This is a genomic window from Streptomyces sp. NPDC015032 (genome assembly GCF_043080425.1).
Taxonomy (GTDB): Bacteria; Actinomycetota; Actinomycetes; order Streptomycetales; family Streptomycetaceae; genus Streptomyces.
Genome location: NZ_JBIBVN010000004.1, coordinates 1 through 11,840 on the forward strand (window position 1 = coordinate 1; position 11,840 = coordinate 11,840).

11 protein-coding genes are annotated in these 11,840 nt (G+C 71.5%); 5 read left to right on the plus strand and 6 right to left on the minus strand.

Features of this window, described 5'->3' with window-relative positions; translation table 11 throughout:
- The first annotated feature begins 145 nt into the window (after positions 1 to 145).
- Both ACF08M_RS08470 and ACF08M_RS08475 read left to right on the plus strand, forming a co-directional pair.
- Entirely contained in the window at positions 146 to 511 is a 366-nt protein-coding gene (locus tag ACF08M_RS08470; protein ID WP_392184496.1) for a darcynin family protein, read from the plus strand.
- 38 nt (positions 512 to 549) lie between these two features.
- Complete coding sequence (locus ACF08M_RS08475; protein ID WP_392184497.1) at positions 550 to 831, plus strand: hypothetical protein; 282 nt, start codon at positions 550 to 552, stop codon at positions 829 to 831.
- Between the two features lie 10 nt (positions 832 to 841).
- On the opposite strand, the gene ACF08M_RS08480 is transcribed toward ACF08M_RS08475, so the two are convergent.
- From ACF08M_RS08480 to ACF08M_RS08490, 3 genes are all read right to left on the minus strand, one after another.
- Positions 842 to 1,831, minus strand: a complete 990-nt coding sequence (locus ACF08M_RS08480) for a malate dehydrogenase (protein ID WP_392184498.1) — start codon at positions 1,829 to 1,831, stop codon at positions 842 to 844.
- 670 nt (positions 1,832 to 2,501) lie between these two features.
- On the minus strand, positions 2,502 to 3,155 hold the full coding sequence (locus ACF08M_RS08485; RefSeq protein WP_392184499.1) for a DUF3017 domain-containing protein: 654 nt from the start codon (positions 3,153 to 3,155) through the stop codon (positions 2,502 to 2,504).
- A 29-nt stretch (positions 3,156 to 3,184) separates the two neighbouring features.
- On the minus strand, positions 3,185 to 4,048 hold the full coding sequence (locus tag ACF08M_RS08490; protein WP_392184500.1) for a bifunctional methylenetetrahydrofolate dehydrogenase/methenyltetrahydrofolate cyclohydrolase: 864 nt from the start codon (positions 4,046 to 4,048) through the stop codon (positions 3,185 to 3,187).
- A gap of 237 nt (positions 4,049 to 4,285) precedes the next feature.
- Here ACF08M_RS08490 and ACF08M_RS08495 point away from each other — a divergent pair, with 237 nt between their 5' ends.
- A complete protein-coding gene (locus ACF08M_RS08495) occupies positions 4,286 to 4,873 on the plus strand; it encodes a hypothetical protein (protein WP_392184501.1) in 588 nt (195 codons plus the stop codon).
- 92 nt (positions 4,874 to 4,965) lie between these two features.
- Here ACF08M_RS08495 and purH read toward each other — a convergent pair whose 3' ends face one another.
- Both purH and purN read right to left on the minus strand, forming a co-directional pair.
- Positions 4,966 to 6,519 (minus strand): bifunctional phosphoribosylaminoimidazolecarboxamide formyltransferase/IMP cyclohydrolase, encoded by a 1,554-nt coding sequence (gene purH / locus ACF08M_RS08500; RefSeq protein ID WP_392184502.1) that lies wholly within the window; start codon positions 6,517 to 6,519, stop codon positions 4,966 to 4,968.
- Positions 6,506 to 7,162, minus strand: coding sequence for a phosphoribosylglycinamide formyltransferase (purN, locus tag ACF08M_RS08505; RefSeq protein ID WP_392184503.1), 657 nt, complete (start codon positions 7,160 to 7,162; stop codon positions 6,506 to 6,508). The genes purH and purN overlap by 14 nt, the downstream gene beginning before the upstream one ends.
- A gap of 470 nt (positions 7,163 to 7,632) precedes the next feature.
- Here purN and ACF08M_RS08510 point away from each other — a divergent pair, with 470 nt between their 5' ends.
- Entirely contained in the window at positions 7,633 to 8,619 is a 987-nt protein-coding gene (locus ACF08M_RS08510) for a hypothetical protein (RefSeq protein WP_392184504.1), read from the plus strand.
- A gap of 4 nt (positions 8,620 to 8,623) precedes the next feature.
- Here ACF08M_RS08510 and ACF08M_RS08515 read toward each other — a convergent pair whose 3' ends face one another.
- Complete coding sequence (locus tag ACF08M_RS08515) at positions 8,624 to 10,249, minus strand: DUF6350 family protein (protein ID WP_392184796.1); 1,626 nt, start codon at positions 10,247 to 10,249, stop codon at positions 8,624 to 8,626.
- Positions 10,250 to 10,962: 713 nt separating this feature from the next.
- Between ACF08M_RS08515 and ACF08M_RS08520 the strand changes: the two genes are divergently transcribed.
- Entirely contained in the window at positions 10,963 to 11,811 is an 849-nt protein-coding gene (locus tag ACF08M_RS08520; RefSeq protein WP_392184797.1) for an RNA polymerase sigma factor, read from the plus strand.
- Positions 11,812 to 11,840: the final 29 nt, after the last annotated feature.

An 11,840-nucleotide genomic window follows, 5' to 3' on the forward strand; every position in this document is an offset into this window, starting at 1 on the left:
GTTGGCGTCAAGAGCCGAGTTCGGGCTGTTCACCAGCGTAATTCCATTTCAGGCAACTTCTCCTTGCTGAAGTTCCCATTGTGGCATCACCGTGGCGCTCCCCAGGATGGGGGCGTACCTACCCGACACTTGGGAGACACCCATCATGCCCGTTGAGAAAACCGAACCGCCGGTCACCGCGTTCATGCTCGTCAAGACCACGCCCGAGTGGCTCGCGCTGACCGTCCCGGAGCGGATGGACGCCTTCACCACCCAGATCGTCCCCACGATCGAGGCCAGGACCACCGGCGTCCGGTCACGCTTCTACGACACCGAGTTCTACTCCGCGCGCGTCACCGACGTCTGGGTCTGGGAAGCGGACGATCACCACGCCTATCAGCTCCTCATCGACGCACTGCGCGAAACCCCGTTCTGGGACCGCTACTTCGAGGTCGTCGACATCCTCGTCGGTGTCGAAAACGGCTATGCCCGCAACTACCACATCGACCCCGCTGCCACCATCAGCACCTGACACACCACCCCGTATCAGTGAACGCATGGCGGGCGAGCTTGAACATGGTCGGTCTGTCCGGGGAAGAAGCGTTCCACAAGCGGCGTGAAGTTGTTTCTGTGGTGCGCGGCCAGGGCTTCGAGCTGGTCGAGCTGGACGTCGAGCCCGCCCGCTTCCTCAACGATCCCGCGTACGCCAGGCGCCCGAGCCGCTCGCGCGGGCCCGGCCGGGCGGATGCGCCGCGCCGGAGCCGGTTCCCGGTCACGGCCGCGCACGCACACAGCCGCCCCCGGCAGCGACGGCTGCCGGGGGCGGTGAGGTACGCCTCGTACGTCTCGTAGGACGTACGGATCAGATCAGGCCGAGCTCGCGGACCGCGTCGCGCTCCTCGGTGAGCTCCTTCACCGACGCGTCGATGTGCTTGCGGGAGAACGCGTTGATGTCCAGGCCCTGGACGATCTCGTACGCGCCGTCCTTCGTGGTGACCGGGAAGGACGAGATGATGCCCTCGGGCACGCCGTAGGAGCCGTCCGACGGAATACCCATGGAGGTCCAGTCGCCGGCAGCGGTGCCGTTGACCCAGGTGTGGACGTGGTCGATGGCGGCGTTGGCGGCGGAGGCGGCCGAGGACGCGCCACGGGCCTCGATGATCGCGGCTCCGCGCTTGGCGACGGTCGGGATGAAGGTGTCGGCCAGCCACGCCTCGTCGTTGACGAGCTCGGCGGCGTTCTTGCCGGCGACCTCCGCGTGGAAGATGTCCGGGTACTGGGTCGCCGAGTGGTTGCCCCAGATCGTCAGCTTCTTGATGTCGGAGACGGCGGCACCGGTCTTGGCGGCCAGCTGCGAGACCGCGCGGTTGTGGTCGAGGCGGGTCATCGAGGTGAAGCGCTCGGCCGGTACGTCCGGGGCGGCGGCCTGCGCGATGAGCGCGTTGGTGTTGGCCGGGTTGCCGACGACCAGGACCTTGATGTCGTCCGCGGCGTGGTCGTTGATGGCCTTGCCCTGCGGCTTGAAGATGCCGCCGTTGGCGGAGAGCAGGTCGCCGCGCTCCATGCCCTTCGTACGCGGGCGGGCGCCGACCAGCAGGGCGACGTTGGCGCCGTCGAACGCCTTGTTGGCGTCGTCGGTGATCTCGATGCCGCGCAGCAGCGGGAAGGCGCAGTCGTCGAGCTCCATCGCGGTGCCCTCGGCGGCCTTCAGGCCCTGCGGGATCTCCAGGAGGCGCAGGTTGACCGGCACGTCCGGGCCGAGCAGGTGGCCGGAGGCGATGCGGAAGAGCAGCGCGTAGCCGATCTGGCCGGCTGCGCCGGTCACGGTGACATTCACGGGAGTGCGGGTCATGGCGATCTCCGTTAGACAGCTGGCGGTGGGGGTTCCTGGCCCCTGGAGCTGGACATCCCTGAATCTTGACGTGAAGAGATATCCGGCGTTCAGGCTATCCGACCCGGAACGTCCCGGCGGCCCGGCCCCCTGTGGCACCGCGCACAACCCGTCACACGGCGCTCACACGGCCCTGTCGGCTCACGCGGGAGTGCGGTCGCCCGGCGGCAGGGTGTTCTCTCGTAGCGGCCGGTGGTGAGGCGTTCCCATCGGGGCGCACAAGGGCGGGTGTTCGGGGCCTTGTACACGCCCGCGCACGCGTCTACGCACGTGTCCATGCCCCCGGCATCACCATGCGGGGACGCCCGCGCACGCGTCCTCGCACGCGTCTACGACACGTGTCCATGCCCCGGCGTCACCGTGCGGGCCCGAAGCACCATCACTGCGCGGTGATCACACCGTAGCGGGACGATCACACCGTGGCGGAATGGTCACTTCCGTGCCACAGGCCCCAGGGTTTCCTTGTACCAGTTCTCGCCGTCCACAAGGCTGCATCCAGGACGGGGCAAGGCCGCCCATGTCACCACGTTCCGGAGCGGTCGCGTTCCGGTGACCCCGCCCTCGGGTGTCCGTCCCTCCTCGGGGGAGGGGACGGACACCGTCCGCGCACGGCGCATCCGTACGCGCGGCTTCAGCGGATCGTGAAGTGGACCGCGTCCTCCAGGAACGGAATGTCCAGCCACGGCTTGGGCTGCGCCACCAGGGCGAGCATCACGATGAGGAAGCCGAGCAGTCCGTACGTCACCAGGTCGGTGAAGCGGGAGCGGACCGCCAGCATGCCCACCGACGGGACGACGAGCCGCAGCACCGCGCCCCCGATGAGGGCCACGCCGATCAGCATCGTGCCGATCCTGAACGCCTCGGCGAACGGGTCGGTGGCCACGATCAGCAGCCCGATCCCGGCCGTGCAGAGCACGGCGAGCAGCGGCCACTGCCGGGCCGGGGCGGGCGCGTCCCCGGAGGCGGCCCGGCCGCCTCCCTCGGGCCGCGCGGTGTCCCGGGTGAACGACGGGAACCTCCGCGACGGGCGGGCGGCCGGGGCGCCTTCCGGGGCGCTGCCGGGACCGGCGTCCACGGCGCCGTCGTCGGCCCTTCCTTCCGCCTCGGTACGGGCAGCCGCGGCCTCATCCGTCACATCGGCACCGGCACCGGCACCCGCGTCGGCACCCGCACCGGACACGTCCGCCCCCGTCTCCGTGTCCGTGTCCGTCTCCGTGTCCGACGGCACCGGAGACGTCCGGTCCGCCTCGGCGGCCGGGTCGGCCGGACTCGTACCAGCTCCCATGGGGTTCCTTCCGGATCGGGGCAGCCGGCTCAGACGGCGTCGGCAGCGTTGCGCTCGGCCGCCTCGACCACGTTGACGAGCAGCTGGGCGCGGGTCATCGGGCCGACACCGCCCGGGTTCGGGGAGATCCAGGCGGCGACCTCGGCCACGCCTGGGTGGACGTCCCCGACGATCTTGCCGTTCTCGTCCCGGCTGACGCCGACGTCGAGCACGGCCGCGCCCGGCTTCACGTCCTCGGGCTTGATGATGTGCGGGACTCCGGCGGCGGCGACGATGATGTCGGCCTGCTTGAGCTGGGCGGAGAGGTCACGCGTACCGGTGTGGCACTGGGTGACCGTGGCGTTCTCCGACTTACGGGTCAGCAGCAGCGGGATCGAGCGGCCGATCGTGACACCGCGGCCGACGACCACGACATGCGCGCCGTTGATCTCCACGTCGTGGTGGCGCAGCAGCTGGACGACACCCTGCGGGGTGCAGGGCAGCGGGCCCGTCTCGTTGAGCACGAGCCGGCCGAGGTTCATCGGGTGGAGGCCGTCGGCGTCCTTGGCCGGATCCATCAGTTCCAGGACGCGGTTGGTGTCGATCCCCTTGGGGAGGGGCAGCTGCACGATGTAACCCGTGCACTCGGGGTTGTTGTTGAGCTCCCGTACGACGGCCTCGATCTCCTCCTGGGTGGCGGTGTCGGGGAGCTCGCGCTGGATGGAGCCGATGCCGACCTGCGCGCAGTCGCGGTGCTTGCCGTTGACGTACCACCGGCTGCCCGGGTCGTCCCCGACGAGCAGGGTTCCCAGGCCAGGGGTGATGCCCTGCGCCTTGAGGGCCGCCACGCGGACGGTCAGATCGGACTTGATCGCGGCTGCGGTGGCCTTGCCATCGAGAATCTGGGCAGTCATGTCCCCATACTCGCGGATGACCCCGCCCGCATACCAATTCCAGGTGCCGGGTGAGGGCCGACAGATTGCGCTTGTACAACACATTCGGCCATCGGCTGGACAAAATGCCGACGTCAAGACCACGATGAGCCGCGCAGTACCGCGGACAGTTTCGGGGGGACAGACCGTACTCATTGCGCACGTTTCCTCCGCTCGGACCGCGTCGTCCCCGCACTTTTTCAACGGAGGAATTTCGCCATGAGCTTCGGCGACCCGAACAACCCCTACGGCCAGCAGCAGGGGGGGCAGCCGGGGTACGGCTACCCGCAGCAGTCCCCGCAGGGTGTGCCGCAGCCGGGCGGCTACCCCGCGGCTCCGCCCGTTCCGGGCGGCTACGGCTTCCCCGGCGCACCCACCGAGATGCCGGGTGGCGTGAAGGCGGCCCGCGTCATGCTCTACGTGATCACCGGCCTGCAGATCATCGGCGCGATCATCTTCGCGATCGGCGCCGCGGCCGTGAACGCCGCCAAGAACGACGCGACGCTCAAGGACGACATCCAGTTCCAGCAGATTGCCGACTACTCCGGCAACGCCCTGTGGAGCATCGTGGCCTTCGCGGTGCTGTGGGGCGCCTTCGCCGTGTTCCTCGCCGTGAAGTTCGGCAAGGGGACCAACGGCATCCGCATCACGACGATCGTCTTCGGCGCGATCACCGCGATTCTCGGCATCTACCCGTTCGTCGTCTTCGGTCTCGTCCACACGGTTCTCGCCGTGCTGATCATCGTCTTCGTCGCGAGGGCCGATGGCAGCGCCTGGTTCAACCGGCAGCAGCAGCCGCAGTACTGAGACGTCCTGCCGGCTGTTCCCACGGGAACGCAGAAGGCCGTAAACCCGCATGTTCGCGGGTTTACGGCCTTCGGCCTCTTCCGGGCCGGATGTCAGTGGAAGAAGTGCCGCGTACCCGTGAAGTACATCGTCACGCCCGCCTTCTTCGCGGCTTCCACGACCAGCTCGTCGCGGACCGAACCGCCCGGCTGGGCCACGGCCTTGATACCGGCGGCGGTGAGGATCTCCAGCCCGTCCGGGAACGGGAAGAACGCGTCCGAGGCGGCATATGCGCCCCGCGCCCGCTCCTCGCCCGCGCGCTCGACGGCCAGCTTCGCGGAGTCGACCCGGTTGACCTGGCCCATGCCGACGCCGACCGAGGCACCGCCCTTGGCGAGCAGGATCGCGTTGGACTTGACTGCACGGCAGGCCTTCCACGCGAAGGCGAGCTCCTTCAGCTCGTCCTCGGAGAGGGCCTCACCGGTGGCGAGGGTCCAGTTGGCCGGGTCGTCGCCGTCGGCCTGGAGGCGGTCGGTGACCTGGAGCAGCGCGCCGCCGTCGATCGGCTTGACCTCGACCGGGGCGCTCGGGGCGTCGGGGCAGCGCAGCACGCGGATGTTCTTCTTGCGGGCCAGGACCTCGACCGCGCCGTCCTCGTACGCCGGGGCGACGATGACCTCGGTGAAGATCTCCGCGACCTGCTCGGCCATGGCGACGGTCACCGGCCGGTTGACGGCGATGACACCGCCGAAGGCCGACAGCGGGTCGCAGGCGTGCGCGTTGCGGTGCGCCTCGGCGACGTCGTCGGCGATCGCGATACCGCACGGGTTGGCGTGCTTGATGATGGCGACGCACGGCTCGGCGTGGTCGTAGGCGGCCCGGCGCGCGGCGTCGGTGTCCGTGTAGTTGTTGTACGACATCTCCTTGCCGTGCAGCTGCTCCGCCTCGGCCAGGCCACCGGCGCCGGAGGTGTAGAGCGCGGCGGGCTGGTGCGGGTTCTCGCCGTACCGCAGGACGTTCTTGCGCTCGTACGTCGCACCGAAGAAGTCGGGGAAGCCGGAGTCGTCGGCGGCGGCGTAGCTGTCCGCGAACCAGGAGGCCACGGCCACGTCGTACGCGGCGGTGTGCTGGAACGCCTCGGCGGCCAGGCGCTTGCGGGCGGTCAGGTCGAAGCCGCCCGCCTTGACCGCGGCAAGGACGTCGGCGTACCGCGCGGGGCTGGTGACGACGGCCACGGACGGGTGGTTCTTCGCGGCGGCGCGGACCATGGAGGGGCCGCCGATGTCGATCTGCTCCACGCACTCGTCGGCGGATGCGCCGGAGGCGACGGTCTCCTTGAACGGGTAGAGGTTCACGACCACCAGGTCGAACGGCTCCACGCCCAGCTCGGCGAGCTGCTCGCGGTGGGCGTCCAGGCGCAGGTCCGCGAGGATGCCGGCGTGGACGCGCGGGTGCAGCGTCTTGACGCGGCCGTCGAGGCACTCGGGGAAGCCGGTGAGCTCCTCGACCTTGGTGACCGGTACCCCGGCGGCGGCGATCCGCCCTGCGGTGGAGCCGGTGGAGACGAGCTCGACCCCCGCCTCGTGCAGACCGCGGGCGAGGTCTTCGAGCCCCGTCTTGTCGTAGACACTGACCAGGGCGCGGCGGATGGGCTTATTCACCGACATGACCGAGATGAACCTTTCGTCCCTCAATGCGATAGCCGTCACGGGCGAGTCGCCCCACGGCCTCGACGAGCAGCTTGCGCTCGACTTCCTTGATGCGTTCGTGGAGAGCGGCTTCGCCCTCCGCCGTATCCTCTTCAGCCACCTCGACCACGCCCTGCGCGATGATCGGACCGGTGTCGACGCCGTCGTCGACGAAGTGGACGGTGCACCCGGTGACCTTCACGCCGTACGCGAGTGCGTCACGCACCCCGTGGGCACCGGGAAAGCTGGGGAGCAGGGCGGGGTGGGTGTTGATGAACCGGCCGCCGAACCGGGCGAGGAACTCCTTGCCCACGATCTTCATGAAGCCCGCGGACACCACGAGGTCCGGGCGGTGCTCGGCCGTCGCGGCCGCGAGTGCCGCGTCCCACTCGTCGCGGTCGGCGTAGTCCTTGACCCTGCACACGAAGGTCGGCAGCCCGGCGCGCTCCGCCCGGTCCAGGCCGACGATGCCGGAGCGGTCGGCACCGACCGCGACAACCTCGGCGCCGAAGCCCTCGGGGTCGTCACCGATGGCGTCGAGCAGAGCTTGAAGGTTCGTACCGGAGCCGGAGACCAGGACGACCAGTCGGATCGGCGTGGCGGCGGGGGGCGGGGAGGCCACGGCTGGGCCCTTTCTCGCGTGATGAAGCAGAGCGACGCTGATTTGTATGGTCGTACGAAAGAATTGAGCCCCTCGATACGGGGAACTCTACGAACGAGCCGACCGTCAGCAACGATACCGGCACCTCGGAAAACCCCCACGGGACGGGGGTGAGAGGCCCGGACCGGCTCCGGCCCGGCGGCTCGGACCGGCGGCTCCGGGCCCGCTTCGGGCCCGCGGCTTCGGGCCCGCTTCGGGCCTGCTGCGGGCTGGCCTGCCGACCAGCTGCCGATCGGCTGCCCATCGGCCAGGAACCGGTCAGGGATCGGTCAGGGATCGGCCGAGGGAAGGTGCGGGAGCGTCCCGGGAGCGGGCATCGGCCCCATCGCAGCCGCTCCCAGCTTTCGGCCTCTCCTGGCCGGGAGGTAGCGTCAGGGGACAGGCAACCGTCCCTAGGGCGGAAATGACGAGATGGGGAAGACGTTCACCAAATGCCGGACCGACGCCGCCGCACCGCCTTCCGTCACCCGCTGCCCGAGCGGACCTCACTGCTGCTGCGAGAGCGCCAGTCCCCCACGGGCCCTTCGTCTGCTTCCGGTGATTCCTCCGGTTCTTCCTCCGGGCCTTCCCCTTCGACTCCTCCGGGTTCCCCATCCGACGACAACCCGTTCGCCCCGCCGCCCGAGGACCGGCCCGACCAGCCCTGGCAGCCCCGCCACCCCTCGAACACCGGAAACGGCAACGTCGGGAACGGCCAGGGGCACGGGGGCCGGGGCAACGGCGACGGGTCGCCCGAAGGCGGTTCCTCCGATGACCGGCCGGTCTGGGGCAGCCAGTGGAGCAGCCGGCAGCCCGGCCGCCAGAGCGGCGACTTCGGCGGCCGCCCCGGAGGCCAGGGCGGGCCGAACGGCCGGGGCGGCCCCGAGGGCAACCCCGGCGGACTGCGCTGGGACCCGACCGACCCCGCCCAGCGCCGCGCCCGCTACGCACTGCTCTGCGGCATGTGGGCCTTCTTCTTCGCGCTCTTCGACTTGCCGGAGATCGCCCTGCTGCTCGGCGCACTCGCCGTGTACTGGTCGATCAGCTCGCTCCGGGCGAAGCCGCGGGACGCGTCCGCACCGGGCGGCGCCGCCCGAGCCCCCGGGCCGGGCGCGGTGTCCGGTACGCCAGCCCCCGGTCCCCTTCAGGGTTCCGGTTCCGGTCATGTCCCCGGATCCGCGACCGGGCCCGCAGGCGCGCCCGGGTCCGCGCCCGGCGCACCGGCCCCGGGATACGGCAGGCAGCAGACCACCGCCGCGGTCAGCGGGCTGGTGACGGCGCTGCTCGCGCTCTCGATCGTCGCCGCGACGTTCACGGTGCAGCTCGTCTACCGCGACTACTACACCTGCGTGAACGACGCCCTGACCAAGTCCGGTCAGCTGGCCTGCAACGACCTGCTGCCGAAGCCGCTGGAACCCCTCTTCGGCGTCAAGAGCTGACACCTCACGAACCGCCGGGTGGCCCGGCCTCCCCGGGAAGCCGGGCCACCGTCCGTTCGTGCCAGGGATCGGTCGGCAGGAAGTCGTACAGCTCGTCGTCCCCGCCCTCACCGCCCGTCGCGGACGCCGCCCCGGTACCACTCACCGCCGGGGGCACGCGGGGTTCGGAGGCGCGTACGGGGGCGGGCACCGTTCCCGGCCCGGGCACCGGCCCGGTCCGCTCGCCCGCGTCCCGGCGCCCGGACCACATCGACCATCCCCGGTCGGCACCCCGTTCCTGAAGCACCTGCTCGGGCGTCTTCACGGACCCTCGGGCCGCGGACTCCCCCTCCACCTCCGCCTCCACCGTCTCCCGCGCCGGGCCCGGGCCGCTGCCCCGCAGCCGCCAGGCCCGCACCAGGAGCGCCCCGGGAACACCGAGCAACACCGTCCACGCGAAGGCCGCCGCACCGGTCAGCCACCACGACGGACCGAACTCCGCCAACGCGCGGGTGCCGAGCGGTCCCCCCGCGACTGCGGCCAGCACCGCCGTAGCCACCCCGCACCCGAGCGCCCCCAGCCCGGCCGTCAGCGCGGTCTCCCCCAGGCTCCACGCCTCGTCCCGTCCGGCGTGGACGGGCGCGGCCCGCCGTACCGTGAACCAGGCGACCGCCACCCCGGCCGCGACCGGCACCGCCGCGGCCGCCCAGTTCAGGACGGTCCCCGGACCCTGGTCCGGCACCGCGGCGAGCAACGGGAAGACGGGCAGCGCCGGGCGCCCCGAGAACGCGAGCGGGGTGGCCGTGGACGCCGTACCGAGCGCGAAACCCGGCCCCATTCCGTACGCGGCACCCCACACCGCCGCGTTCGGCACCAGTACCAGCGCGAGCAGCAGCACCGGGACCCGGCCCGCCCAGCCGCCCGAGAGGTGGACGAACGACTGCTGCACCGCCGACGCGTGCCACACCAGCCCCACCGCGACAAGGAGCGCCCCGCCGCCGAGCAGCGTCGCCACACCGGCCGCGGCCGACCGGCAGGCCGTGCCGACGCGCTCCCTGAACCGGGAACGCGCCAGCTCCTCGTGCAGGCGCACCGGCGCCCAGGACGGCAGCGGCCCGATCGGGCGCCCGAATGCCGTCCAGACCCCGGCCGCCGCCGCGCCCGCCACCACCATGGCCGCGGGGCAGAGCAGCGACAGAATGCGCACGGACAGCCAACCGTCCCGCGTATAGAGCGCGACGGCCGCCCCGACCAGTAGGTATCCACCGGTGACCAGGGTGAACGCCCACGCCGCCGAGGGCGCCGAACGCTCCTCGTCCGCCTCCAGGGCATCCCGGGCCGCACGGTGCACCAGCCACACCGGCACGACGATGAGCAGCAGCGGAACGATGCCGACCGGGGCGGGCGTGCCACCGAGCGTGTCGGTCCTGGTCAGCTCGGCACCATGGGCGAGCAGCCAGAGCCCGGCCGCCGTGTGGAAGGCCCCGCCGGGGCCGTTGTCGGGGGCCGGCGAGCTGATCCACAGCACCATGACAAGCATGGTGAGCGCGCCCAGCCCCAGCCCGGCCGCGAGCGCCCCGCGCAGGAACGTGAACGCCGGCGCGGCGGACCGGCCCTGCTCTGCCGACAACGAAGGGCTGTCTTCGGTCACTTGGGTCACACCGCCATGCTCCCAACGACACGCGCTAATTTCGCGTAACAAGCGAACAACCGTTGTGTCGCTCAAAATGCGTTTATGTACTTTTTTGCTCGGTGCAGGTCCACGGGGGTCCATTCATGACGCGGAGCCCGACCGATGCGGCCGCCGCCCTTCCGCTCCCTTCCCCCACGGAGCGACGCAGACTGCGTGAGGCACAGTCGCTGAGCGAAGAGCAGGTCGCGATGGCGGTGGGCGTCACCCCGGCCACCGTCCGGTCCTGGGAGACCGGCCGCGCCACGCCACGGGGGCGGACAGGTGAGGTGTACGCCCGGCTGATCAGCGGCGGTCGGACGGGCCCGCGGGACACGCCTTCGAGTACCCGGACCAGGTCCACCGCCCCGAGCACGCGGCCCAAGGCCACCGCCAAGCGGGCGTCCCACCCGGCGACGCCGACGACGGTCACGAGGCGGTCCAAGCCGGTGACGTCCACGGAACCGCCGACCCGTACGCCGGCCCGTACGCCGACCCCCGTCGAAGCCACCGGGAGCACCGCCATGGCCCCGACCGAGCCCGGCACCACCCCAGAGCCGCCCGGCGCATCATCCGGCACACGTGCAGCACCTGACGCACGTGAAGCGACTCCGACATCCGAGGGGCCGGAGTCACCGGTGTCACCCGGGTCGCCGGAGGCAACAGAGGCAGGGGCGACGGAAGAGGCCGAGAGGGTGGCCGAGCCAGCGGCCGAAGAGGTGGCCGAGAAGGCGGCCGAGGCCTTCGATGCCTTGTACAAGCACTGCGCCGCCACCCTTTTCCGCCAGACGTTCCTGCTGACCGGGCGCCGGGGCCTCGCCCAGGAGTCCGTCGCGCGGGCCTTCGCGCGGGCCTGGGAGCGCTGGCCCGAGGTCGCGGTGGACGGGGACCCGGTGGGCTGGGTGCGGGCCGCCGCGTACGAGTACGCGATGTCGCCGTGGCACCGGCTGCGCCGTACGCACCGCAAGCTCGACCCGCCGCCCACCGAGCCCGGTGCCCGCGCACTGCTCGACGCGCTGCTCGACCTGCCGCCCTCGTACCGTCGCACCCTGCTGCTCTACGACGGTGTCGGCCTGGACCTGCCGGAGACCGCGGCGGAGACGGAGGCCAGCACTCCAGCGGCGGCGAGCCGACTGATGAACGCCCGTGCCGCAGTCGCCGAGCGGCTGCCCAGGCCGGCGGAACCGGCGTCCCCCGCGGAGCAGTCGGCGCTCCTGTGTCAACAGCTCGACGCGCTCGCCGGGGCTCAGCCCCCCGCCTCGCTCCCCTCCCCCGACGTGGTCCGTACGGGCAGTGAGCGCCGGGCCCAGCGGTGGACGAGGGCGGCCATCTCCTTCACGCTGCTGCTCATCGGGCTGGCCCTGCTCACCCTGCTGACGGCTCCGACGCGCTACGAGACCCCGGAGTCACCCGCTCGGCGGGTCGAGGGGGTGCCGCCACGGGGCGGCCCGCAGAGACTGACGCCGCAGGACCTGGAGCTGCACAAGCAGCTGCGGGGCGAACTCGTGCAGGGCCCGGCCCGGCTGCTCCCCGAGCCCGGCTGAACAGGAGCGGGGACCGGCCGGCGGGCGGA

Bases quoted from the DNA above. Each gene is read 5' to 3' on its own strand.
- ACF08M_RS08470 (WP_392184496.1), top strand. From the start codon at position 146: ATGCCCGTTGAGAAAACCGAACCGCCGGTCACCGCGTTCATGCTCGTC.
- ACF08M_RS08480 (WP_392184498.1), bottom strand. From the start codon at position 1,831: ATGACCCGCACTCCCGTGAATGTCACCGTGACCGGCGCAGCCGGCCAG.
- ACF08M_RS08485 (WP_392184499.1), bottom strand. From the start codon at position 3,155: ATGGGAGCTGGTACGAGTCCGGCCGACCCGGCCGCCGAGGCGGACCGG.
- ACF08M_RS08490 (WP_392184500.1), bottom strand. From the start codon at position 4,048: ATGACTGCCCAGATTCTCGATGGCAAGGCCACCGCAGCCGCGATCAAG.
- ACF08M_RS08495 (WP_392184501.1), top strand. From the start codon at position 4,286: ATGAGCTTCGGCGACCCGAACAACCCCTACGGCCAGCAGCAGGGGGGG.
- purH (WP_392184502.1), bottom strand. From the start codon at position 6,519: ATGTCGGTGAATAAGCCCATCCGCCGCGCCCTGGTCAGTGTCTACGAC.
- ACF08M_RS08510 (WP_392184504.1), top strand. From the start codon at position 7,633: ATGCCGGACCGACGCCGCCGCACCGCCTTCCGTCACCCGCTGCCCGAG.